The organism is Gordonia sp. CPCC 205515 (genome assembly GCF_048537925.1).
In the GTDB taxonomy this organism is placed as follows: Bacteria; Actinomycetota; Actinomycetes; order Mycobacteriales; family Mycobacteriaceae; genus Gordonia.
Genome location: NZ_JBCLVJ010000007.1, coordinates 442357 through 463446, shown reverse-complemented (window position 1 = coordinate 463446; position 21090 = coordinate 442357). Strand labels below are relative to the sequence as shown.

Below are 21090 nucleotides of genomic sequence, written 5' to 3'. Positions count from 1 at the left end.
AGTCACGTCGTTCCCTCCTCGATATCGGTCTGCAGATAGGCGGCCGATGCGAGGGCGGTGGCCGCCTTCGCGTGCTCGCGCTCGCGGAGTGTGCCGTCGAGTGCCGCGTCGATCACCTGATGCAATTCGTCGCTGAGGAAGGCCAATCCCTGCACCTTGGTGACGGTTTGGACATCGACGAGGTATCGGGTCCGGAGAATCGAGGCGAGTTGACCGAGGTTCATCTCGGGCGCGACGACCGTGGAGTAACCGCGCAGGATGTCACCGAGATTCGCCGGCAGCGGATTGAGATGTCGAAGATGAAGGTGCGCAACGTTCTTCCCTTCGCGGCGGGCGCGACGACAGGCTTCGCCGATCGGCCCGTACGAGCTGCCCCACCCGACCAGCAGTAGCTCGGCTGCTCCGGAGGGGTCATCGACGACGCCGTCGGGCACCGCGATGTTGTCGATTTTCGCCTGCCGCAGCCGCACCATCAGGTCGTGGTTCGCGGGATCGTAGGAGATATCCCCACTGCCATCGGCCTTTTCGAGCCCGCCTATGCGGTGTTCGAGACCGGGCGTGCCGGGTACGGCCATTGCCCGGGCCAGGGTGTCCGGATCACGGGCGTAGGGCGTGAACACGCCGTCGACAGGTACGCCCGTCGCATGGCCGGGATCGATCGGCGCGAGCTCGGTCACCGTCGGAATCGCCCATGGCTCACTACCATTGGCGATCGCGCCGTCCGACAGCAGTAGCACCGGTGTGCGATACGTCAGGGCGATCCGGGCGGCCTCCACCGCGGCGTCGAAGCAGTCGGCCGGTGACCGTGGCGCGATGACGGCGACCGGGGATTCGCCGTTGCGGCCGAACATTGCCTGCAGGAGGTCGGATTGCTCTGTCTTCGTGGGTAATCCGGTGGACGGACCACCCCGTTGGACGTCCACGATCAGCAACGGTACCTCGGTCATCACCGCCAACCCGATGGATTCGCTCTTGAGCGCGAGTCCAGGTCCCGAGGTGCTTGTGACACCGAGTGCGCCACCGATCGAAGCGCCAAGCGCGGCACCGATTCCTGCGATCTCGTCCTCGGCCTGGAACGTCGTCACGCCCAGGTTCCGGTGCTTGCTGAGTTCGTGCAGGATGTCCGACGCGGGGGTGATGGGATACGTTCCGAGGAAGACCTCGAGACCCGACAACTGGCCTGCGGTCACGATCCCGTATGCGAGTGCGGTGTTGCCGGTGACTTGCCGGTAGGTGCCCGGCGGCAGGGTGGCGGCCGCGACATCGTAGGTCGTTGCGAAGCTCTCGGTCGTTTCGCCGTAGTTCCAGCCCGCCTTGAATGCCAGGATATTGCCCTCCGCGATGTCGGGCTTGGCGGCGAACTTCGACCGCAGGAACTCCTCGATCCCGGCGTTGGGCCGGTTGTACATCCACGAGAGCAGGCCGAGCGCGAACATGTTCTTCGCCCGCGCACTGTCCTTGCGGCTCAACCCGGCCGGGGCGACGGCGCCGATGGTCAGGGTCGCCATCGCGACTTGGTGGACGACGAACTCCTCGAGGGAATTGTCGTCGAGCGGGTTGCTCGTATAGCCGACCTTCGACAGATTGCGTTTGGTGAACTCGTCGGTGTTGACCAGGATCATCGCCCCACGCGGAAGGTCTCCGACATTGGCCTTCAGCGCGGCCGGATTCATCGCGATCAGCACGTCGGGGCGGTCTCCGGCGGTCAGGATGTCGTAGTCGGCGATGTGGATCTGAAACGACGACACCCCGGGCAAGGTGCCCTGGGGCGCACGGATCTCGGCTGGGAAGTTCGGTTGGGTGGCGAGGTCGTTGCCGAATGCGGCGGCTTCGGAGGTGAAGCGATCGCCGGTCAACTGCATACCGTCACCCGAGTCGCCGGCAAAGCGGATGACGACTCGTTCCAGCTTGGTCGAACTCGCTCGGGTGTGCGATTGCATGGTCACCTGCGAATGTAGTCCTTCTCGCCGAAACGTGTCGGCGCCTCGCGGGCGTGGCGACGTGGCATGGTGGAAATCCGCTCCGGAGTGCGGGAATCGGGCTCACCGCGCGCTCAGGTTCACCTCCTACTGTCAGATTCCATGAGCATCAGTCCCACAGTCCTCGTGTCCTCCGCCGGCCTCGTCGGCGGCTATGCCGCTGCCCGGTTCTCCGGTCGCCGCGAACTCGGCGGTGTCGTGCTGGCCGGCGCCGGTGCGTGGTGCACCCGGGAGTGGGCCAAGCAGAGTCCGGCCGCGGCGGCGGGGTTGCTGACCGGGTATCTCGGGGCGTTCGGTGCGTCGCACCCGCTGGCCAAGAAGATCGGCGCGTGGCCGTCGGTGTTCGCGGTCACCGCGGCGACGGCCGGCACCACCTACGCGGTGACCCGCAACGCGTGACCGCACCAGGTAGCGGCGCGGACTCTGGCAGAATCCGGCTGTGACCACAAAGCCGCACGTCGTCATCGTCGGGGCCGGGTTCGGCGGTATGCATACCGCCCGAGCTCTGAAGCGGGCGGCGGTGCGCGTCACCGTCGTCGACCGTGGGACCAGCCATCTGTTCCAGCCACTGCTCTATCAGTGCGCCACCGGCCTGTTGTCCGAGGGCGCGATCTCCAGCCCGATCCGGCACCTGCTGCGACGACAACGCAACGCCGACGTCGTCCTGGGCGAGGCCAACGGAATCGATCCGGCGGCAAGGACATTGACCGTCGATCGACCGGACGGATCGACGATGACGCTCACCTACGACTACCTTGTTGTCGCCGCGGGTATGCGCACGTCGTATCACGGATGTGAGCATCTCGCGGAGCACTCGATCGGCATGAAGACCCTCGACGACGCGCTCGCCATCCGCCGTCGGGTGATGGGCGCCTTCGAGGTTGCCGAATCGCTGCCGGATCCGGAACAGCGACGGCACTGGCTCACGTTCGCGGTGGCCGGCGGTGGGCCGACCGGCGTGGAGCTCGCGGGCCAGATCCGCGAGGTCGCCACCGTCGCGCTGCACCGTGAGTTCCGCACCATCGACCCCGCGGATGCGCGAGTTCTGTTGCTACATGGCGGAGATCGGGTGTTGCCGTCGTTTTCGGCGGAGCTGTCGCGCAGCGCGCAGAAGACCCTCGACAAGCTCGGCGTCGAGACCCACCTCGGCGTCCACGTCACCGACATCACCGACGATGCGGTGGAGACGACCGACAAGAAGACCAAAGAGAAGATCCGGTATCCGGCGCGGACCGTGCTCTGGACCACCGGCGTGGAGGCAGTGCCATTCGCCGGGGTGTTGGCGAAGGCGCTGGGCGTCGACCAGGCGCACGCCGGCTGCATTGCGGTCGAGGCGGATCTGTCGGTCGCCGGACATCCGGAGATCTTCGTTGTCGGCGACATGAGTTCCCGCGACAAATTGCCTGGCGTGGCCGAGGTCGCGATGCAAGGCGGACGGCACGTCGGTGGGGTCATCGCCGGGCTGGCTGCCAGCGGTTCCGAGCGGGCGCCGTTCCGCTACCGCGATCTGGGGAGCGCGGCCTACATTGCGCGACGTCATGCGGTGGTGCAGTCCGGGCCGTTGCGGCTCTCCGGGTATCCGGGGTGGCTGGCGTGGGGTGTCATCCACATCGCGTTCCTCGCCGGGGTGCGTAACCGGATGGGCACCGTCGTCAACTGGGGTGCGACGCTGCTGACCGAATCGCGGCGTGAGCGTGCGATCACCTACGGCGATCCGGAGACGGCGCGGCAGCCCTATCGGTGAGGGTCGTACGGCTGGTGGCGGGCCCTTCGTGGCTCGTCGCTATCGCTCCTCACACCTCAGGGAGCGAAGTGGCAGTCAGTGCCCGTGGGCGAAGATCTGGATCAACAGCACGACGAGAGCGAGCGCGACGAGCATGGCGAAAGCCGCCAGCTTCTGCCCCCCGCTCAGGTGTGATCGTCGTACGGCCAGCCAGCCGACGGTCCCGAGAATCGCGATGTACAGGTACGCGGAGAGGATCAGGGCGGTCGACAGATCGAGCACATCCGCCCAGGCCAAGGCGATCAGGATCAGTGGGACGACCGCGGTGGACAGCGCGCCGAGAGTGCTGCGCAGGAGATGACGGAGTTCGGAGCCGTGCGGAAAGTGCCGGTGGACCGCCAGATGGGCGATGACGTCCGACGCGAAAGCGGCGACCGCAACACCCAGCAGACCCGACAGCAAGACCGCGAACGCGTGCGCACCATCCTGATGACCCGGCGCGTTGTACAGCACCAACACGATGGCCAACCCGGTAAATGCGACGTAGACGCGCTCCTTCAAGTACGCGACCGCGACCGGTGCGGTGAAGCGAGGGCTGGTCTCTTCGGTGGACATGGGCACATTGTGGCCTATTCCTTGAAGACGTTTCAGCCGAGCAGCCGCCACAAGCCGATCAACCCGACGACGACGATCACTGCGCGTAGGGCTGTCGGTGACAACCGTCGACCGTACCGGGCGCCGATCACCCCACCGATCAACGAGCCGAGCGCGATCAGTCCGGCGGCGGCCCAGTTGATCCGGTCGAACGCGACGAGCGTGTAAGTGACCGCGGCAACGACGTTGACGATCAGCGACAGCAGGTTCTTCGAGGCGTTGAGGCGTTGCATGTCGTCGGGCACGATGATGCCGAGCGCGGCCATCAGCAGGATGCCCTGGGCGGCGGTGAAGTATCCGCCGTAAATACCGACGGCGAAGGTGGCGGTCACCATCAACGCGATCCGCGGCCCGGTGAGGTCGTAGTCGTGGGGGTCGGCGCCGCCGGACCGCCGGACGACCCATCGTTGGATGGCCGGTTGGGCGACCACCAGGATCAGCGCGGCGATCAGCAGCACCGGCACGATCGCCTCGAACACGGTCTCGGGCAGGTGCAGCAGTAGCCAGCAACCCAGGATGGCGCCGAAGAACGATGCCGGCATCTGCCACCGCAACCGGGGCCACTGGCCGGCCAGTTCGCGTCGATAACCCCACGTCCCCGACACCCCGCCGGCGACGAGACCGATCGCGTTGGACATCGTCGCCGACACCGGCGGCACCCCGAACGCCACCAGCGTCGGGAAGGTGATCAGCGTGCCGCTGCCGACGAGCGTGTTGATCGCGCCGGCACCCATACCGGCGAGGAAGACGATGAACAGTTCAGCGGTGGTCACCCCCACGAGGGTGCCCGGTACGAGTCCGAGCCTCGTCGGCGGGGTGAACCCGACACCGGCCGGCGATCAAGACATTAGGCTCGCAGCATGGCTACCACCGACGAGGTCGTCGAACAGATTCTGCGCACCTACGACACGATCACCGTGGTCGGTGCGAGCGCCAACCCCAGCAAGGCCGCCAACGAGGTTCCCGCCTACATGGCCGACCGCGGGTGGCGGATCATCCCGGTCAATCCGCATGCCGAGGAGATCGTCGGACAGAAAGTGTTCCGCACCCTCGCCGACATCCCGGAGCAGGTGGGCTTGGTTGACGTGTTCCGGCCGTCCGCCGACGCCGCCGAGGTGGCCCGGCAAGCGGTCGACGCCGGGGCGTCGGCGCTGTGGTTGCAACTCGGTATCACCTCGCCCGAGGCTCGGGCCATCGCCGAGAAAGCCGGATTGCTTTACGTCGAGGATCGCTGCCTGATCATCGAGCAGCGTCGCACCGGCATCACGCAGTCGGCCTGACGCGGCGAAACGGCTGAGCCACCGTGCACTTCGACCTCGACGGCGCAGACAACGGCAACCTTCCGTTGTTCCTGCTGTTCCTGGCGTTTGTGCTGACCTTTGTGATCACCCGCCTGATCACTCGGTTGATCAGGGCCGGCAGGGGACCGTTCAAGAACAACGTGCGCGGCGGCGTGCACATCCATCACGCGGTGCCGGGCATCATCCTGACCATCGCCGGTGCGTTCGTGTCGGTGGCGGTCGGTGGTTCCTCACCTGGTGCGGAGATCAGCGCGGTGATGGTCGGCATCGGGGCGTCCCTGGTGCTCGACGAATTCGCGCTGATCTTGCATCTGCAGGACGTCTACTGGTCGCGCGAGGGCCAACTGTCAGTGCAGGTGGTGTGTCTGACGATCGCCGGGCTCGGGATGACGGTGCTCGGCGTGAATCCGCTGACCGAGAGCGCCACCCTCAATCTCGGGCCGCTGGCGCTGACCGTCAATCTCCCCATCCACATCGTGTCGGTCCTCTGCTGTGTGGGCAAGGGCAAGTTCTCCACCGCCGCGGTCGGGGCGTTCATCCCGCCGGTCGCGTGGATCGGGGCCATTCGTCTCGCCCGCCCGGAGTCCCGGTGGGCGCGACGGCGCTATTCACCGCAGAAACTCGAGCGCGCCACCGCTCGGGCCAAGGCATTCGACGCGCGGTTCGGCAACTGGGGTCTCGACGTGGAGGATCTGGTCGCCGGCAAGCCGACAGATCACACCCCGGCAGCGGCATCGAGGTCGTGAGATGCCGCACCTGCGTCGACTGGCGATCGTCGCGGTGGTGGTTGCGATGACCCTGATCGGTGCGTGTGGGCAGGACGAGCCGTCGTCGCAGGACTCCGCGCCGCAGCGGATCCTCGTCTCCGGGGCAGTGGCGGGACTGGTCGACGCCGGTCTGCCGCAGTCGCTGCTCGACGCGGCCGATCATCCGTCGACGCTGCTGCTGATGCAGGAGGTCGGCACCAACACGCAGCTGCCCGACGCCAGTCCGACCCTGACCTACCACAGTGTGAAGGACTTGACGAAAGCGTTGGAGAACAACGAGATTCCCGACTCCATGGATTGGTTGCTGCTGGATCTCGAGGGATGGGCGCAGACGCCGAGACACGAGCAGAGCGACCCGATCGGTGCGCTGCAGGAGGCGCTGGATGCGGCGCACGAGCACGGTAAGCGGGTGATCTTCGCGCCGGCCATCACGTTGATGGATACGCTCGCCCCCGGGCTGACCGGCGATGCGCTTTACCAGGCGTTCATCGACCAATTGGTCACACCCGGCGCCGCGATCGCCGACGGGTTCGAGATCCAGTCGCAACGCACGCAGGCGACCGACCACGCGACCACCTTCGTCCGCGACGCGGTGCAGGCTGCCATCGCGGTCAACCCCGACGGCGCTCCGGTGTTCGCCGGCGTGAGCACCAACCCGAACGGCCGAGAGATGACCGTCGACGACTTGGTGGAGGTCTACGACGCGGCGATGGCCGCAGGTGCCACCGGCTACTGGCTCAATGTGCCCAGCGGCGGCAAGGAATGCCCGAAATGCGGTAAGCCCCGATACGACCTGGGAGTGGAGTTCCTGACGGAGATCTCGTCGAATTGACGGATTGGTTCACGCGACCGGTCGCTGGAGTCCGAACTGATCACGGGCATGAGCGAAGAAGACGCGGACCGCGGCCGTCGCGGGCGAACGCCACACGAAACCGAGTGACGCGAGATCGTCGACGCCGCGGATGGGACGTCCGGTCACCCGATCCGTGCGGTCGGCAACGATCGATTCGCTGAGTACGCCGATCCCCAGACCGGCGGTGACCAGTTCGACGACAGCGTCGGGAGAAGACGCCTCCATGGTGGTGGCCACGCCGGTGGCCGCCCGATCGAAGACGGTACGGATGCCCGCCCCGCGAGGTAGTCCGATCACCGAATGGCGACTCAAGTCTCGTTGCGTGACAGACTTTTTCGCAGTCAACGGATGGTGATGCGGAAGGGCGGCGACGACCCGCTCGCGGATCACCGGCAACTCCTCGAGTCCGACGGGCAGGTCGCCGTAGCCGGCCAAGGCGATGTCGAGATCACCGCGGCACACGCGGTCGACGAGCCGATCCGAGGCGTCTTCGGTGAGGCTCAAGGCGACGCCCGGATGGTCGGTGCCGAATGCGCCCAGCGCGGCGAAGAGTGGCCGCACCGTGCACCCGTCGACCATGCCGACCCGCAACGCGCCCCGCACCACCTGGTTGACGTCGGCGACCGCCTGACGCACCGATTCCGCCGCGGCGAGCACCTCGCGCGCAGCGGGCAACGCGGCGTCGCCGGCGCTGGTCAGCGACACCTGCCGGCCGGTCCGGTCGAACAGCGGCGCACCGAGTTCGGATTCGAGCGACCGGATCTGTGCGCTGATGTTGGGCTGCGTGGTGTGCACGCGTGCGGCGGCCGCGGTGAAGTTGGCGGTGTCGGCGACCGCGGTGAAGTACTCGAGCTGCCGAAGGTCCATAACTGTCAATGATAGAACTCATCAAATCAATCAGTTGGACTTCTGCTCTGATGTGCGTGACTGTGGAATCACGACATCCACTCACGAGGAGGACGACATGACCACCACTCCGACCGCGCAGACCCCCGAGGACATCACCCGACTGTTCGTCGAGTTCTCCAACGCCGGCGACGCCGACGCCGTCGCGACGCTCTATCACGAGGATGCGGTGATGGCCTATCCGCCCGGTGAGGTCACCCGCGGCCGTGCTGCGATCCGCGACCTGTGGGCCTCGGTGCTCGCCCACAATCCCACGTTCACCCCCGAGACCCCGCTGCCGACACTCTATTTCGGCGACGACCTGGCACTCACGTCGACGCCGCCGCGCGACGGTGCGGGCGCGCGGGCCCAAGTGGTCTCGCGGCAGGCCGATGGGTCGTGGGTGCGGATCATCGACCAGCCGGAGTTCCAGACGCCTGCAGGGTAAGGGAGCGGAACGTGAGTGGGTTATTCAATCGCGCGCTACCGAATGGCTAGACTGGTCGACGCAGACACGGTCAGGATGGGAAGGGCGGATGCGATGAGCAGCGCGGTCGAGATCGAGGGCAACCCGTTGTTGCTGGAACGCCAGGTGTGTTTCGCGCTTGCGGTTGCGAACCGGTCGGTGCTCCGCATCTATCGGCGACTGCTGGACCCGCTCGGTCTCACCCATCCGCAGTATCTGGTGATGCTGGCGCTGTGGGAGACCTCGCCGCGGGCGGTCAAGGACCTCGGGCAGGCGCTGCAACTCGATTCCGCGACGCTCTCGCCGCTGCTGAAACGGCTGGAAACCAATGGTTTGGTGGCCCGTCAGCGCCGGGGTGACGACGAGCGCAACGTCGATATCGCCCTCACCGACAGTGGGGCCGCGCTGCGGGAGCAGGCGCTGGCCATCCCCGGGGCGGTGGTTGCGGCGCTCGGCGTCGAACTCGCCGATCTGGAGGAACTGCACGGTGTGCTGACGAAGATCAACGCGGCCGCGTTGCGGGCGGAGGCTGCCGCCGTGTGAAGCGATAGGGTCATGGGATGAGCGGAATCGCCATCACAGTCATCGTGATCACCGTCATCGTCGCCCTGTTCATTCTGGTCGGCGCGATCTGGTTCGCCTGGGATTCCGACAAACGGGTACGCGCGTTCGCTCACTCCACCGATCTGGTGCCTGGCAAGCCCGGTCGCGCCCCGGAATCGTGGACCACCGACAACTCGCCAGAAGCATTGCTCCACCGACGAATTCGGTATGCGATCAACGACGTCCACCAGAACCCGGCGATCGGCCACGACACCGAACTCGTCGCGGCTCGGGACCGGCTCGACGACGCCGTGTTCAGCCTCGACGACAAACTGATCGCGGCCGCCGACATCGCGGACGAGGACGAGAAGCGTACTCAGATCGATTCCGCGGAATCGGCGGTGCGTGTCCTCGAAGCGCTCCCGAAGAAACTCTGGGAAGCACCCAAGCAAACTCAGCTGGACGATCTCGGAAAGGTCACCGCCACGCTGGGCCGCGCATGACGGGCGGACCACAGTCCGATCCCACCGGGCCTGATTCGACAGGGCCCGACCCGGCCGACCCTGACGTGCATGACGCGGGGGTCGACGATGACCTGCTGGTCGGCCGGACCCTGTGGATCATGCTCGGCCTCGCGGTGATCGCCGGGGCGGTCGCCGGGTTCGTCGGTGGTGCGTTCCGCTGGGTCCTCGAACACAGCGAACGATGGCGCACCGAACTACTCGACTGGTCCCACGCCCATCACGGGTGGGGCTGGCTGATTCCGATCGTCATCTCCGCGGTCGCGGCCGCCGCCGCAGCGGCCATCGCACGGTGGCAGCCGTTATCCGCAGGCAGCGGCATCCAGCACGTCGAGGCCGTCGACCGCGGAGAGGCCGACCCGCCGCCATTGTCGGTGGTGCCGGCCCGATTCGTCGGCGGCATCCTCTCGGTCGGCATCGCCGGCCTGGTGCTGGGACGGGAGGGGCCCACGGTGCATATGGCCGCCGCCATCGGTGCCGCCGCGGGGCGCATCGCCCGGATGGCCGACGCCGAGATCCGGCTGCTGCAGACCGTGCTCTCTGGCACCGGCCTCGCCGTCGCCTTCAACGCGCCGATCAGTGCCGTGTTCTTCATCTTCGAGGAGGTGACCAAGACCTTCCGGCTGCGCGAGGCGGTCGTGACGATGGTCGCGGTGGCGATCGGTGTCGGGGCGAGTCGTCTGGTCCTCGGGAACGAGCCGGATTTTACGCACGTCGCCGACGTCGCCACCCCGCCGTTGACAACGGTGCCCATCTTCGCGGTGTTCGGTGTGGTCGTCGGGATCATCGGGGTGGCCTACAACCGGGCAATTTTGGTGGGCCTCAACATCTTCGGTAGCATCCGACGGGTTCCCGCAGTGATCAAGGCGGCGATCATCGGCGCACTGGTCGGCGGAGTCCTGCTCGCGAACCCGTTCCTGGCCGGCGGCGGCGACTCGGTCGCCCAACTGGTCTTATCGGGAGCGCACCTGGCTCTCCCGCTCGCAATGCTCTATGTCGCAGTCCGATTCGTGGCCGGCCCCATCTCCTATGCGATCGGCACACCGGGCGGCATCTTCGCCCCCATCCTGGCGTTGGGGGCGCTGACCGGACTCATCGGCGGGCGGATCACCGACATCCTGGTGCCTGGCCTGAACATGGACCTCACTGTCGCAATGGCATTGGTCGGCATGTCGACACTGTTCGCGGCGATTGTGCGGGCGCCGTTCACCGGTCTCGTCCTGGTGATCGAGATGACCGCGGTGACCACCGTGACGATCCCGATGCTCACCGCGGGCGCGATGGCGGTCGTCGTCGCATCGTTGTTGCGGTCGCCGCCGATCTACGACGCCCTGCGCGTGCGCATGCTTCGCCTGCAGTCCGTCGACGAGTTCCCGTCGCGGTGAGCAGACCCGATCACGGTCACTCGGAAGCGAGTTCGATCAGTTTGCGAACCGTCTTCAGGTTGCGCCCGGTCCCTTGCACGCCGAGTCCCTTGGCGATGACCGGAGCCGTGAGCTTCGACTGACCTGCTCCCTCGTGGTAGCGGATGTGGAGGTCGTTGCCGATGACTTCCCGGTCGGTGTCCGCGAATTCGCGTTCGGCGAACGCGACAACCTTGTCCGCCTTGGGCTTTCCGGTCAGGAAATAGACGTAGGAGTACTTGTCCTCGACGACGTCGAAGGGGTGGGCGTCGAGTGCGGCCTGTACCTCGTCGACCGATCTGCTGATCACCTCGCGCTCGAATCCGAATCGTTCGGTGATCGCCGCCTCGAGGGCCTTGTCGAACTTCGCTGCGCCTCCAGATGGGATGTCGCAGAACAGATTCCCCGACGCGATATAGGTCGAGACATTCGTCGCACCCAGCTCTTCGGCCATCTCGCGCAGGTCGGCCATCGGCAGCTTGGCCCCGCCGACATTGATCGCGCGAATGAGCACGATACGTCGCGGCATCCTCAGATGACTGTCGGTCGCGGCAGTGGATCCGGTTGGGGTGGGCTGGGGTTCGGTGGCGGGGGATCGGGCGTGGGCACTGGGATCGGCGGTTCCGGTGGCGGCTCGGGAATCGGTTCGGGCGCCGGCATCGGTTCCGGCGGCGGTGGTGGCGGCGGGACGGGCTGACTCATGATCACTCCCTCGCGTCGGCGATTCGGGTTGTGCGCCTGTGATCGACCGTACGCCGACCAAGTCGATTCGGCACGCCGCCCTTCGACACGCCGCCCTTCGACACGCCAACTCGGCTAGCGCCTCGTTGGCTGCTCAGGGAGCGGGTTGGCGTGCTCAGCGAACCTTCGACAGGTCCGTCTTGATGAGCATCACGTTGTAGTCATCCCAGCGAGAGGCGTTGAAGTACAAGAACTGTCCCGACGCACCGCGCGGATTGATGTATGGGGCGTACAGGCCGGCGGACTGCTTGGCCGACACGATTGTCCGCGGACCGCTCCACGGTCCGGCCGGGGTGGGGGAGGTGCGCAGCACGACGTTGCCTGCCGTCTCGGTCAACATGACGTAGCGGCCGAGGTAGTTGTTGTAGGCCACCGACATCTCACCGACGGGCTGGCGCACGATGGCCACGGCGTCGACCGGACGCGGCGACCATCCGTCACCCCCGCGGTAGTACTCGTAGCGGTCCAGATTCAGGATGTCGGCGGGCTTGACCCGCGACAGGAAGGCGGCACCGAAGCGACCGTTCGGGGTGCCGTACTGGTAGACGTAATCACCCGAGCGCAGGAAGGCGCCGACCTGGAACCGGCCGTGCCCCTGCTCGACCTGACTCACACCCGGCACGGTGAGTTCCAGATTCATCCGGATGGTGCGGTTGTCGGTGTTCCAGTTCTGCCCGTTGTCGCGGGACACGGCGATCGCCGAGTAGTTGGTCTCCCACCTGGCGGGTCCGCCCCAGCGGTGGATCGACATGTAGCTCATGTACTGGACGCCGTTGATGGCGATGCCGCCGGTCGGGATCTTGCCCACCTCGACGTTGCGCACCCCGGACGCGTTGAGCATCGGCTGCGCGAACGTCGGATGCTGCGGGGTGACCGACGCGCCCGACCGGATCGAGCCGGGGATGGCGTTGGGGAAGGTGATGCCCTTGTCCAGATTGGAGTTGCCGTCGGCGCGCAGCATCGTGTTGTGCCGCCACACCATCTGACCGGCACACATGCCCCAGGTGTCACCGAAGGCCATCAGCACCTGACCCGAGCCGTTGTCCCAGGACACGCCGACGTCGGTGGCGCTGATGGAGAAGCGCTGGTCGGTGCGGGCGAGACTGCGAGGGCCGGTCACCCACGAGACGGCTTTGCTCATCCCGGTCAGCTTCGGTAGCGGCCCCTGCGGCTTCTTGCCGCCCGCCCGGTAGCTGCCGTAGTCGGCGCTGCCGAATCCGATGTCGCTGGACCCGGAGCTGCCGGTGGAGCCGACGTCACCGCCGGTGAATCCGAGATTGCTGCAGATGGAGGCATGCGCCGGGGCGTTCACGACGGCCGTGCCGGTGGCAGCGAGCGTGGCTACGGCCACACCCGCGACGAGCAGACGCCATCTGGACATGGGCTCCCCCTGCGGACCGGTGCTGGTGTGGCCAGTGTTGCAGAAGTTGCGTCTCGTCTACAGGTCGTGGTCCGAACCGAGATGCAGGCGTTATCGCTCGCGTCAGGCTACTCCACGCGCGTGGTCTCCTCGACCGGACGACGCAAGTCGCGGTTCGGGCCCGACATATCGGGCACGGGGACGGATGATCTTGCGCGAATGGGACTGTTCGACGATGTTCGCGCACCATCCGACGACCCGGCTGACCGCGAAGGTCGGGGTGAACATCGACCGCGGGATACAGCACGCCTCCATCACGACCCCCGCATAGAACTCGACGTTGGCGTAGCGGGGTTGGTCGGGATGTGCCTCTCGCAGGGCGTCGACAATCGCGCGTTCCGCGTCGACGGCCCGCTCGACGGTGGGTCCGCCGAGGTCGAGGGCGATGGATCGCAGCAGTTCCGAACGCGGATCCACGGTGCGGTAGACGGCATGCCCGAACCCCATGATGCGTCGACGCGCGGCGATCTGTTCGCGCGCCCAGACGGCGGCGTCACCGTGCTCGGCGATCTCGTCGAGGGCATCGAGGGCGCGGTCCGGGGCGCCGCCGTGCAGCGGGCCGGAGAAGGCGCCGAGTGCCCCGCAGATCGCGGCATACATATCGGCGCCGGTCGAGGCGATCACCCGGGCGGTGAACGTCGAGGCGTTGAAACCGTGATCGATGGTCGCGATCAGGTACTGCTCGACCGCCCGGGCGTGCCGGGGATCGGGGATCCGGCCGGTGAGCTGATAGAGCCAATTCGCGGCAATCGACAGATCCGCGCGCGGGTGCAGCGGGTCCGCACCGGCACGCAGACGGTGGATCGCGGCCAAGATCGTCGGCGTCATCGCGGCAGCGCGCAGTCCGTCGTGCCGGACCGACGCGGGGTCGTTGTCCCACAACGGTTGTGCGCCCAGCGCGGGTCCGGCGGCTGACAACACCGTGCGCAGACCGGCCAGCGCACTGCGATCCGGTCCGAGGGGTGCGGCCGCGCCCAACACCGCTCGGAGTTCCCCGGGCAGGTCACGTACAGCCGTTGTCGCGCGCGTGAACTCGGCGAGCTGGACCGGATCGGGCAGGCTGCCGTGCACGAACAGATACCAGACCTCCTCGAAGCTGCGCTCCCGAGCGAGCTCGACGGCCGAGTGTTCGCGGTAGTGATAGAACCCCGCGTCACCGCGTACGTCACCGATCTCGGTATCGGCGACAACGACATTGGCGAGTCCCTCGGGGACGGTCAACATGCTCATGCGCACCACGATGCGCCGTGTTGAACGATTTGGTCAATGTTGATTTGATCAACACATGGCGCGCACGCATACCCGACGATTTCCCACTCCGATCCAGCACGACGGACGCGCGTACCTGACCACCGCACAGGTCGCGAAACTGCTGGGGGTCAAACCCGCGACGGTCTACGCCTACGTCAGTCGCGGGCGGATGAGCAGTGCACGGATCGACGGCATCGACGGCAGCGTGTTCCCCGTCGACGAGATCGAGGCGCTCGTCGACGGACGGCCCCGACGCACTCCGGCCGGCGTCGTCGAACGTATCCAGACCGAGCTGACCCTGTTGGCCGACGACCGGCTCTACTACCGCGGGCGCGACGCCGTGACACTCGCCGAGACCGCCTCATTCGAGGAGGTCGCCGCGCTGCTGTGGAACGTCGAGACCGACTGGCCGGCAGCGGCCTTGGATGATGACGCGATTGAGGCGATTCGGGCCGCAGCGGGAGGGCGGGCGCGCGGCGTCGACCTGGTCCGGATGACCGTGGACGTGCTCGGTGCGCGAGATGCGTTGCGCTATCAGGTCGATCCTGCTGCGGTGGCGGTCAAGGTCGCGGCTCTGATCGGCGGATGCCTTCAGGTGTTGGCGGCTGGCGAACCGGGTTCGGGGGCGGTGGCCGACCGACTCTGGCCGTGCCTCACCGAGGAGTCCCCGGCGCCACGAAAGATCAAGGTGCTCAACGCTGCTCTGGTCCTGCTCGCCGATCATGACCTATCGGTGGGCACCGTCGCCGCGCGTGTCGCCGCCAGCTCGCGGGGGAGCGTGTACGCGGTGATCGGGGCCGGTCTCGGTGCCTTCGACGGCCCGACACACGGTGGTGCGACGACGCTCGCGTACCGGTTCCTGCGCGACGCGATCGACGATCCCGACGTGGCGGTCGCGGCAGTCCTGCACGCAGGCAATCGAATTCCGGGTACTGGTCACGTGGTCTACCGCGACCGCGATCCGCGCGCCGAGTACCTACTGGGCATCATCGCCGGTTCGGGCGGCGATCCGCGAGTGGGCCAGGCACTCGACCGTATCCGGCAGCACCTACCCGAATCATCGTTTCTGAACTCGGATTTCGCGCTCGCCGCGCTCGCGTTGCAGCACAGTATGCGGGCGGATGCGGCCGAAACCGTCTTCGCGCTCGCGCGCATCGTCGGCTGGACCGCCCATGCCCTCGAGGAGTACGGCGCGCGCGCACTGCGTTTCCGGCCCGAGGGTGTCTACACCGGGGTGCGGCCGGGAAGTTCGGCGAGTGCCGCTCAGTGATGCTCGGTGGTGGGTGACGCGACCGCGAAGGTTCGACGGAAGGGCAACACCGTGCCCCACGGTCCCGGCGGATAGGCGTCCTTGAGGCGCTTCTTCAGCTCGTCCGCGAACTGTTCGCGGAGGTCGTCGTCGGTGAAGGCCTCCAGATAGGGGCGAACACCGCTGCCGGCGAGCCATTCGTACACCGGGTCCTCGCCGTCGAGCACGTGCAGATACGTCGTCGACCAGGCGTTGGTGGCGAAACCGCGCTTGGCGAAGAACTCCAGGTAATCGGCGGCCTCCAGACGGGGGAAGCGGCGGACCTCGCGTAGTTGCTCGGTGAACCGGGGGTCGTCGGCGACGGCAAAGATGTTCTTGTGGGTGCCCGAGGTGCTGTTGTTGGGCACCTGCAGGGCGAAGACGCCGCCGTCATTGAGATAGCCGAGCAACCGTTCGATGACATCGAGTTGGTCGGGTACCCACTGGAACAGCGCGTTGGAGATGATCAGGTCGGCGGGAGCGTCCGGCGTCCAGGTGGCGACATCGGCGATGTCGTAGTTGGCCAGACCGTCGGTGTTCTCCCGGAACGCTTGTTCGATCATCTCCGCCGACGAATCGATGCCCAGGACCTGTGCCTCGGGCCAGCGCGCCCGGAGATGTCGGGTGAGGTGGCCGGGACCGCAGCCGAGGTCGACGATCTTGGTCGGGGCGATGGGAACTTGCGCAATGAGGTCGAGGTACGGGCGGGCTCGGTCGTCGGCGAATTGGAGGTAGCGTTCGGGATCCCACGTCGGCATGACTCCACCCTAGTCGCGAACGGCCCGGCGGGTACCCTTCGACGAGTGACAGACGCGGAATCCGACAACGTGGTGGAGATCTCGACCGACGGCGCCTGCCTGGGCAATCCGGGGCCCGGCGGATGGGGCGCGGTCCTCCGGTACGGGCAGCACGAGAAGCGGATCTCCGGCTCCGACCCGGACACCACCAACAACAAGATGGAACTCACCGGGGCCATCGAAGGTCTTGCGGCGCTGACCAAACCGTCGACCGTCGTGCTCTACACCGACTCGAGCTACGTGCGCAACGGCATCACCAAATGGGTCAACGGCTGGCTGAAGAACGGCTGGCGCACCGCCGACAAGAAGCCGGTCAAGAACGCCGACCTGTGGCAGCGGCTGATCGACGAGGAAAAGCGGCATCAGGTCACCTGGAAATGGGTCAAGGGTCACGCCGGCGATCACTACAACGAGATCGCCGACGAACTCGCCACCACCGCGGCACGACAGATCTCGGAGGCACGACGATGAGCGATGCACGGCTGGCCGTGGCGATCGAGCCGGAACGCGACGAACACCTCGTCGCCGCCGTGGAGGAAGCCGGGGGCCGGATCGTCGGACTCGAGGAGGCGCGGGTCCTGGTGTGGATCGGCATGCCGACCGGGTTCCCCGAGCTACCGGACACGATCGAGTGGGTGGCCCTGAAAACCGCGGGCATCGAGGGGTTCGTCGACGCCGGTGTCATCGACGACAAGCGCGTGTGGACCAATGCGTCGGGTTTCTACGCGGAGAACGTCGCCGAACACGCGCTCGCGCTGCTGCTGGCGGGGCTGCGGCAGATCAACACCTCGGTCGTGCGGCACTGGGACAAGGAGCCGATCGACACCGCGGTGCGGTCGCTGCACGGTTCGACCGTCGCCATCATCGGTGCCGGTGGGATCGCGGCGTCGCTGATCCCGCGGCTGAATGCGTCGGGCGCGCGGGTGATCGCGGTCAATCGGTCGGGTCGCCCGGTCGACGGAGCTGCGGTGACCCTGCCGTCGTCGCAGACCGATGAGGTGTGGGCGCAGACCGATCACGTGGTGCTCGCCGCGCCGGCAACCGCCGAGACGCAGCATCTGATCAACGAGCGCACGCTCGCGGCCCTGCCGTCGCATGCGTGGGTGGTCAACGTCGCGCGCGGACCGCTGGTCGACCAGTCTGCGCTGGTCGCGGCGTTGCACTCCGGCCAGATCGCCGGTGCCGCACTGGACGTGACCGACCCCGAGCCGCCGGCCCACGACGATCCGCTGTGGTCGCTTCCGAACGTCATCATCACGCCGCACATCGCGAACCCGTCGTCGGGGCTGACCCGCACCATGGCTCCGTTCCTGGCCGAGAACGTACGCCGGTACCTCGCCGGCGACGAGATGTTGTCGGTGGTGACGCCGGGCAGCGCTTACTGATCACTCCCGCTCAGTAGAACGTGTTCCTATTCTGCCGGGTTTGATGGCATCCTCTTTCTCGTGATCCTCGACAGATTCCGCATCGACGACAGAGTTGCCATCATCACCGGAGCGGGCCGCGGCCTGGGCGCGGCCATCGCGGTTGCGCTCGCCGAGGCGGGCGCCGACGTGGTGATCTCGGCGCGCAGCGAACCCGAACTCGACAAGGTGGCCAGTCAGGTGGCCGAAGCCGGACGGCGCGCGCACATCGTGGTGGCCGACCTCTCCGACACCGACGCGATCACCGGGCTGGCCGAGGCCGCGGTCGCCGAGTTCGGTCGCCTCGACATCGTCGTCAACAACGTCGGCGGCGCGATGCCGCGACCACTGCTCGACACCAAACCCAAACACCTGACGCAGGCATTCGACTTCAACGTCAGTACTGCGCATGCGCTCGTCCTCGCGGCCGTGCCGCACATGCTGAACAATGCCGACGGCGGCTCGATCATCAACGTCACCTCTGCGGTCGGTCGGGTGCCGGGCCGTGCGTACGCCGCCTACGGCACCGCCAAGGCCGCGTTGGCTCATTACACGAAACTTGCTGCGATGGACCTGAATCCACGGATTCGGGTGAACGGTATCGCGCCGGGCGCGATCCTCACCTCGGCGCTCGACGTGGTGGCCGGCGACGATGGCATGCGGTCGGCGGTGGAGACCTCCACACCGCTGCACCGACTCGGCGACCCCGAGGACATCGCGGCGGCCGCGCTGTATCTGGCGTCGCCGGCCGGGTCGTATCTGACCGGCAAGATCCTCGAGGTCGACGGCGGCATCATCGCGCCCAACCTCGATCTACCGATCCCGGACCTGTAAGGCGCTCAGGGCCTCTCGTTGCGTGCCGCCTTCTCCACGAGGAGGGCGATGCGCTTGGTTTTGGTGGCGGCCTGTTTGGCGAAGGCGATCTGAGTGAGTCCGGCCTTGCGGGCGCTCGGCGGGAAGGCGTCCCAGTTCGTACGGGCGGTGGGATTCGCATCGAGTGCCGCCGTGAGTTCGGGTGCCTCGATCCCGGCTTCGGCGTCGTCGAGCAGCGTCCACAGTCCGCGGGCCTGGGCGTCGTCGATGACCGCCTGACCGGCGGGCTGCATGCGGCCCTGCTCGAGGAGTTCGGCGACGCGTGCCTTGTTCGACGCCGCCCACGCGCTGCTGCGGCCACGGCGGGTGAACCACATGCCGCGGCGATGCTCGTCGATGGTGCGGGTGTGGCCGTCGACCCAACCCCAGCACAGGGCTTCCCGGACCGCGCCGTCATAGTCGAGTGGCGTGTTGCCGGATTCCTTGCGCCAGAACACAAACCACACACCAGTCGAGGTCGCGTGGTGCTCGCGCAGCCAGTGGTGCCAGTCGTCGAGGGACTCCGGATGGAGGTGTTCGGCGTTCGGGTCGGCCACGGTTGGAGCCTAACCCGACGCGGGCGACGTCGGTAGAGTTGAGACGTGCAGGACTGGCTGCAGTACGTCGGCGATTATTGGTGGCTCATCTTCCCCATCGGAGGTGTCACCGGGGGATGGGCCGCGCGAGTGGCCCGATACAACGAGAAGCGACGGCGCGACAAGATCGAACTCGCCCGGATCAAGGCCACTGCCCACACCGAGCAACTGCGCATCACGCAGACCAGCAAATCCGCGATCGCCAAGGTGACCGCCCGGCACGACGACATCAATGCGCGATGGTTCGCCTACGAGGTCGACCTGGCGACGCTCATCGAATTCCCGATGATGACCGACCTCCGCGAGCCGTTGACCTTGGCATTCCATCGGGCGAAGGTGCGCGCCGACGACCTCCGCCCGGCAGACCTCGACGAGCTGCTCGATCCAGCGGTGTTCGCCGAATACCGGGACGCGGTCGGCGAGTACGCGACGTCCTTCGACGCCGCAGAGCGGGAGGCCCGACGCCGTCGCCAGGGCGATTTCTCGCCGGTCGAGCGGGAGCGGTTGGAGCGGGCCCGACGACTGGTGGCGATCGCCGGCGACGACGCCGCCACCCCGGCCGAACGTCAGGCGGCCTACCGCAAGGCCCGCTCCGAACTCGACGGGCTGATCTCGGTGCCGCCGCCGGCCGCCGCGCAACTTGAGCGTCGGGTGGCGGGGGAGTTGGGGCCGGGGGCGGCTTCGGCTCCCTGAGTTTCATCAGCGGACTCGGAATCGGCGGGTGCATGGCACTGCGAGGGTGTGATCGGCGCTACAGTTCTGCTACGATTCGAGAATCAATTTCAGAAATGGATGATATTCCCTGTTCAGGAGGCTTCGATGACTGTCGTGGACTGCGCCGACACCCAGACTGTGCCGCCCTCGATGGTGGCGCGGATGACCCTCATCCTGGATGCCTTCGACTCCCCATCGGCTCGGCTGAACCTCGAGGAGATCGCGCGACGCACCCATTTGCCACGGTCGACCACGCACCGGATCCTCGACCAACTCGTCGGGCTCGAGTGGCTCGACCACCGACCGCCGGGGTATGTGCTCGGCCGGCGAGCGCTCGGGGTCGGGGGTGGCGGAGAAGCCGCCCACGCCGAGCTGCGCCAGGCCGCGGCCGAGGGTCTGCTCGATCTGCATCTGCGTACTGGGATGGTGGTGCACCTGGCCGCCTGGGATGGACGCGACGAGGTCTATCTCGACAAGGTCGGTGGCCGGCTCGCGATGTCGCTGCGGTCGCGGATCGGTGCGCGTCGCCCCGCGCACACCACCACCGGCGGACGCGCGATGCTGGCCTGCCACAAGCCGGAAGATGTCGACATGCTGCTGCGGGGCCGGGTGGGCGACGAGATCGGTGCGGATGGCTGGGATCTGGTGAGTTTGCATCGGGAGCTGCACCGGGTGCGTCGTCAGCGAGGACTGTCGTTCGATCGGGGCGAGTACACGCGTGCGATGACCGGTCGTACCCTGCCGAATGTTGCGGTTGCCATCGCGGGTCCGACGGGTCCGGTGGGGGCGATCAGTCTGTGCGGCGACGAGCGGTCGCCGGCGCTGGAACGGGTTGCTCCACTACTGGTTGAGGTTGCCCGCCGAATCTCGGCCGGTATTTTTCCCGGCGATGTGGCAGCGGCCCGCGACGGCGTCCTCGTCGCGGGCTGATCC

Annotated in this window: 25 protein-coding genes; 16 read left to right on the top strand and 9 right to left on the bottom strand. The window is 67.1% G+C overall.

Annotation, left to right across the window (positions count from 1 at the left end; translation table 11 throughout):
* Window positions 1-2: 2 nt before the first annotated feature.
* Window positions 3-1940, bottom strand: coding sequence for a 2-oxoacid:acceptor oxidoreductase subunit alpha (locus AAFP30_RS11255; RefSeq protein ID WP_419230161.1), 1938 nt, complete (start codon window positions 1938-1940; stop codon window positions 3-5).
* 141 nt (window positions 1941-2081) lie between these two features.
* On the opposite strand from AAFP30_RS11255, the gene AAFP30_RS11250 reads away from it, so the two are divergent.
* Both AAFP30_RS11250 and AAFP30_RS11245 read left to right on the top strand, forming a co-directional pair.
* Entirely contained in the window at window positions 2082-2378 is a 297-nt protein-coding gene (locus AAFP30_RS11250) for a hypothetical protein (RefSeq protein ID WP_419229984.1), read from the top strand.
* A 40-nt stretch (window positions 2379-2418) separates the two neighbouring features.
* Window positions 2419-3723 (top strand): NAD(P)/FAD-dependent oxidoreductase, encoded by a 1305-nt coding sequence (locus AAFP30_RS11245; protein WP_419229983.1) that lies wholly within the window; start codon window positions 2419-2421, stop codon window positions 3721-3723.
* Between the two features lie 75 nt (window positions 3724-3798).
* Here AAFP30_RS11245 and AAFP30_RS11240 read toward each other — a convergent pair whose 3' ends face one another.
* Both AAFP30_RS11240 and AAFP30_RS11235 read right to left on the bottom strand, forming a co-directional pair.
* Complete coding sequence (locus tag AAFP30_RS11240) at window positions 3799-4317, bottom strand: hypothetical protein (protein ID WP_419229982.1); 519 nt, start codon at window positions 4315-4317, stop codon at window positions 3799-3801.
* Window positions 4318-4349: 32 nt separating this feature from the next.
* The gene (locus tag AAFP30_RS11235; RefSeq protein WP_419229981.1) at window positions 4350-5129 is read right to left on the bottom strand and encodes a sulfite exporter TauE/SafE family protein; all 780 of its coding nucleotides are present in this window, start codon (window positions 5127-5129) and stop codon (window positions 4350-4352) included.
* An 87-nt stretch (window positions 5130-5216) separates the two neighbouring features.
* Between AAFP30_RS11235 and AAFP30_RS11230 the strand changes: the two genes are divergently transcribed.
* Genes AAFP30_RS11230 through AAFP30_RS11220 form a run of 3 tightly spaced genes read left to right on the top strand, consistent with a single transcriptional unit; the run spans window position 5217 to window position 7256 of the window.
* Window positions 5217-5636: a CoA-binding protein gene (locus tag AAFP30_RS11230; protein WP_419229980.1), complete on the top strand. Its 420-nt coding sequence runs from the start codon at window positions 5217-5219 to the stop codon at window positions 5634-5636.
* A 23-nt stretch (window positions 5637-5659) separates the two neighbouring features.
* Window positions 5660-6403 (top strand): hypothetical protein, encoded by a 744-nt coding sequence (locus AAFP30_RS11225; protein WP_419229979.1) that lies wholly within the window; start codon window positions 5660-5662, stop codon window positions 6401-6403.
* Window position 6404: 1 nt separating this feature from the next.
* Entirely contained in the window at window positions 6405-7256 is an 852-nt protein-coding gene (locus AAFP30_RS11220; RefSeq protein WP_419229978.1) for a hypothetical protein, read from the top strand.
* Window positions 7257-7265: 9 nt separating this feature from the next.
* On the opposite strand, the gene AAFP30_RS11215 is transcribed toward AAFP30_RS11220, so the two are convergent.
* A complete protein-coding gene (locus AAFP30_RS11215) occupies window positions 7266-8144 on the bottom strand; it encodes a LysR family transcriptional regulator (RefSeq protein ID WP_419229977.1) in 879 nt (292 codons plus the stop codon).
* Window positions 8145-8241: 97 nt separating this feature from the next.
* Between AAFP30_RS11215 and AAFP30_RS11210 the strand changes: the two genes are divergently transcribed.
* The 4 genes from AAFP30_RS11210 to AAFP30_RS11195 all read left to right on the top strand — a co-directional run bounded on the left by AAFP30_RS11210 (window position 8242) and on the right by AAFP30_RS11195 (window position 11077).
* Window positions 8242-8610 carry a YybH family protein gene (locus AAFP30_RS11210; protein ID WP_419229976.1) on the top strand — a complete coding sequence of 123 codons (369 nt, stop codon included), beginning with the start codon at window positions 8242-8244 and terminating at the stop codon, window positions 8608-8610.
* A 93-nt stretch (window positions 8611-8703) separates the two neighbouring features.
* Window positions 8704-9171, top strand: coding sequence for a MarR family winged helix-turn-helix transcriptional regulator (locus tag AAFP30_RS11205; RefSeq protein ID WP_419229975.1), 468 nt, complete (start codon window positions 8704-8706; stop codon window positions 9169-9171).
* A 17-nt stretch (window positions 9172-9188) separates the two neighbouring features.
* A complete protein-coding gene (locus AAFP30_RS11200) occupies window positions 9189-9674 on the top strand; it encodes a hypothetical protein (RefSeq protein WP_419229974.1) in 486 nt (161 codons plus the stop codon).
* Between the two features lie 65 nt (window positions 9675-9739).
* Window positions 9740-11077: a ClC family H(+)/Cl(-) exchange transporter gene (locus AAFP30_RS11195; protein ID WP_419229973.1), complete on the top strand. Its 1338-nt coding sequence runs from the start codon at window positions 9740-9742 to the stop codon at window positions 11075-11077.
* Between the two features lie 16 nt (window positions 11078-11093).
* On the opposite strand, the gene AAFP30_RS11190 is transcribed toward AAFP30_RS11195, so the two are convergent.
* A complete protein-coding gene (locus tag AAFP30_RS11190; RefSeq protein WP_419229972.1) occupies window positions 11094-11624 on the bottom strand; it encodes a DUF1697 domain-containing protein in 531 nt (176 codons plus the stop codon).
* Window positions 11625-11630: 6 nt separating this feature from the next.
* On the opposite strand from AAFP30_RS11190, the gene AAFP30_RS11185 reads away from it, so the two are divergent.
* Window positions 11631-11792, top strand: coding sequence for a hypothetical protein (locus tag AAFP30_RS11185; protein WP_419229971.1), 162 nt, complete (start codon window positions 11631-11633; stop codon window positions 11790-11792).
* Between the two features lie 159 nt (window positions 11793-11951).
* Here AAFP30_RS11185 and AAFP30_RS11180 read toward each other — a convergent pair whose 3' ends face one another.
* Both AAFP30_RS11180 and AAFP30_RS11175 read right to left on the bottom strand, forming a co-directional pair.
* A complete protein-coding gene (locus AAFP30_RS11180; protein ID WP_419229970.1) occupies window positions 11952-13217 on the bottom strand; it encodes a DUF4185 domain-containing protein in 1266 nt (421 codons plus the stop codon).
* 102 nt (window positions 13218-13319) lie between these two features.
* Window positions 13320-14486 (bottom strand): citrate/2-methylcitrate synthase, encoded by a 1167-nt coding sequence (locus tag AAFP30_RS11175; protein ID WP_419229969.1) that lies wholly within the window; start codon window positions 14484-14486, stop codon window positions 13320-13322.
* A gap of 55 nt (window positions 14487-14541) precedes the next feature.
* On the opposite strand from AAFP30_RS11175, the gene AAFP30_RS11170 reads away from it, so the two are divergent.
* Entirely contained in the window at window positions 14542-15777 is a 1236-nt protein-coding gene (locus tag AAFP30_RS11170) for a citrate synthase (protein ID WP_419229968.1), read from the top strand.
* Here AAFP30_RS11170 and AAFP30_RS11165 read toward each other — a convergent pair.
* The gene (locus tag AAFP30_RS11165; RefSeq protein WP_419229967.1) at window positions 15771-16553 is read right to left on the bottom strand and encodes a methyltransferase domain-containing protein; all 783 of its coding nucleotides are present in this window, start codon (window positions 16551-16553) and stop codon (window positions 15771-15773) included. The genes AAFP30_RS11170 and AAFP30_RS11165 overlap by 7 nt on opposite strands.
* A gap of 45 nt (window positions 16554-16598) precedes the next feature.
* Between AAFP30_RS11165 and rnhA the strand changes: the two genes are divergently transcribed.
* From rnhA to AAFP30_RS11150, 3 genes are read left to right on the top strand one after another with little or no spacing between them, the layout of a single operon-like run.
* Window positions 16599-17063 carry a ribonuclease HI gene (gene rnhA, locus AAFP30_RS11160; protein WP_419229966.1) on the top strand — a complete coding sequence of 155 codons (465 nt, stop codon included), beginning with the start codon at window positions 16599-16601 and terminating at the stop codon, window positions 17061-17063.
* Window positions 17060-17977, top strand: coding sequence for a D-isomer specific 2-hydroxyacid dehydrogenase family protein (locus AAFP30_RS11155; protein WP_419229965.1), 918 nt, complete (start codon window positions 17060-17062; stop codon window positions 17975-17977). Before rnhA ends, AAFP30_RS11155 begins: the two co-directional genes overlap by 4 nt.
* A gap of 60 nt (window positions 17978-18037) precedes the next feature.
* The gene (locus AAFP30_RS11150) at window positions 18038-18829 is read left to right on the top strand and encodes an SDR family oxidoreductase (RefSeq protein ID WP_419229964.1); all 792 of its coding nucleotides are present in this window, start codon (window positions 18038-18040) and stop codon (window positions 18827-18829) included.
* A 5-nt stretch (window positions 18830-18834) separates the two neighbouring features.
* On the opposite strand, the gene AAFP30_RS11145 is transcribed toward AAFP30_RS11150, so the two are convergent.
* The gene (locus tag AAFP30_RS11145; protein WP_419229963.1) at window positions 18835-19404 is read right to left on the bottom strand and encodes a YdeI/OmpD-associated family protein; all 570 of its coding nucleotides are present in this window, start codon (window positions 19402-19404) and stop codon (window positions 18835-18837) included.
* 45 nt (window positions 19405-19449) lie between these two features.
* Here AAFP30_RS11145 and AAFP30_RS11140 point away from each other — a divergent pair, with 45 nt between their 5' ends.
* Window positions 19450-20136 carry a hypothetical protein gene (locus AAFP30_RS11140; protein WP_419229962.1) on the top strand — a complete coding sequence of 229 codons (687 nt, stop codon included), beginning with the start codon at window positions 19450-19452 and terminating at the stop codon, window positions 20134-20136.
* A gap of 126 nt (window positions 20137-20262) precedes the next feature.
* On the top strand, window positions 20263-21087 hold the full coding sequence (locus tag AAFP30_RS11135) for an IclR family transcriptional regulator (protein WP_419229961.1): 825 nt from the start codon (window positions 20263-20265) through the stop codon (window positions 21085-21087).
* Window positions 21088-21090: the final 3 nt, after the last annotated feature.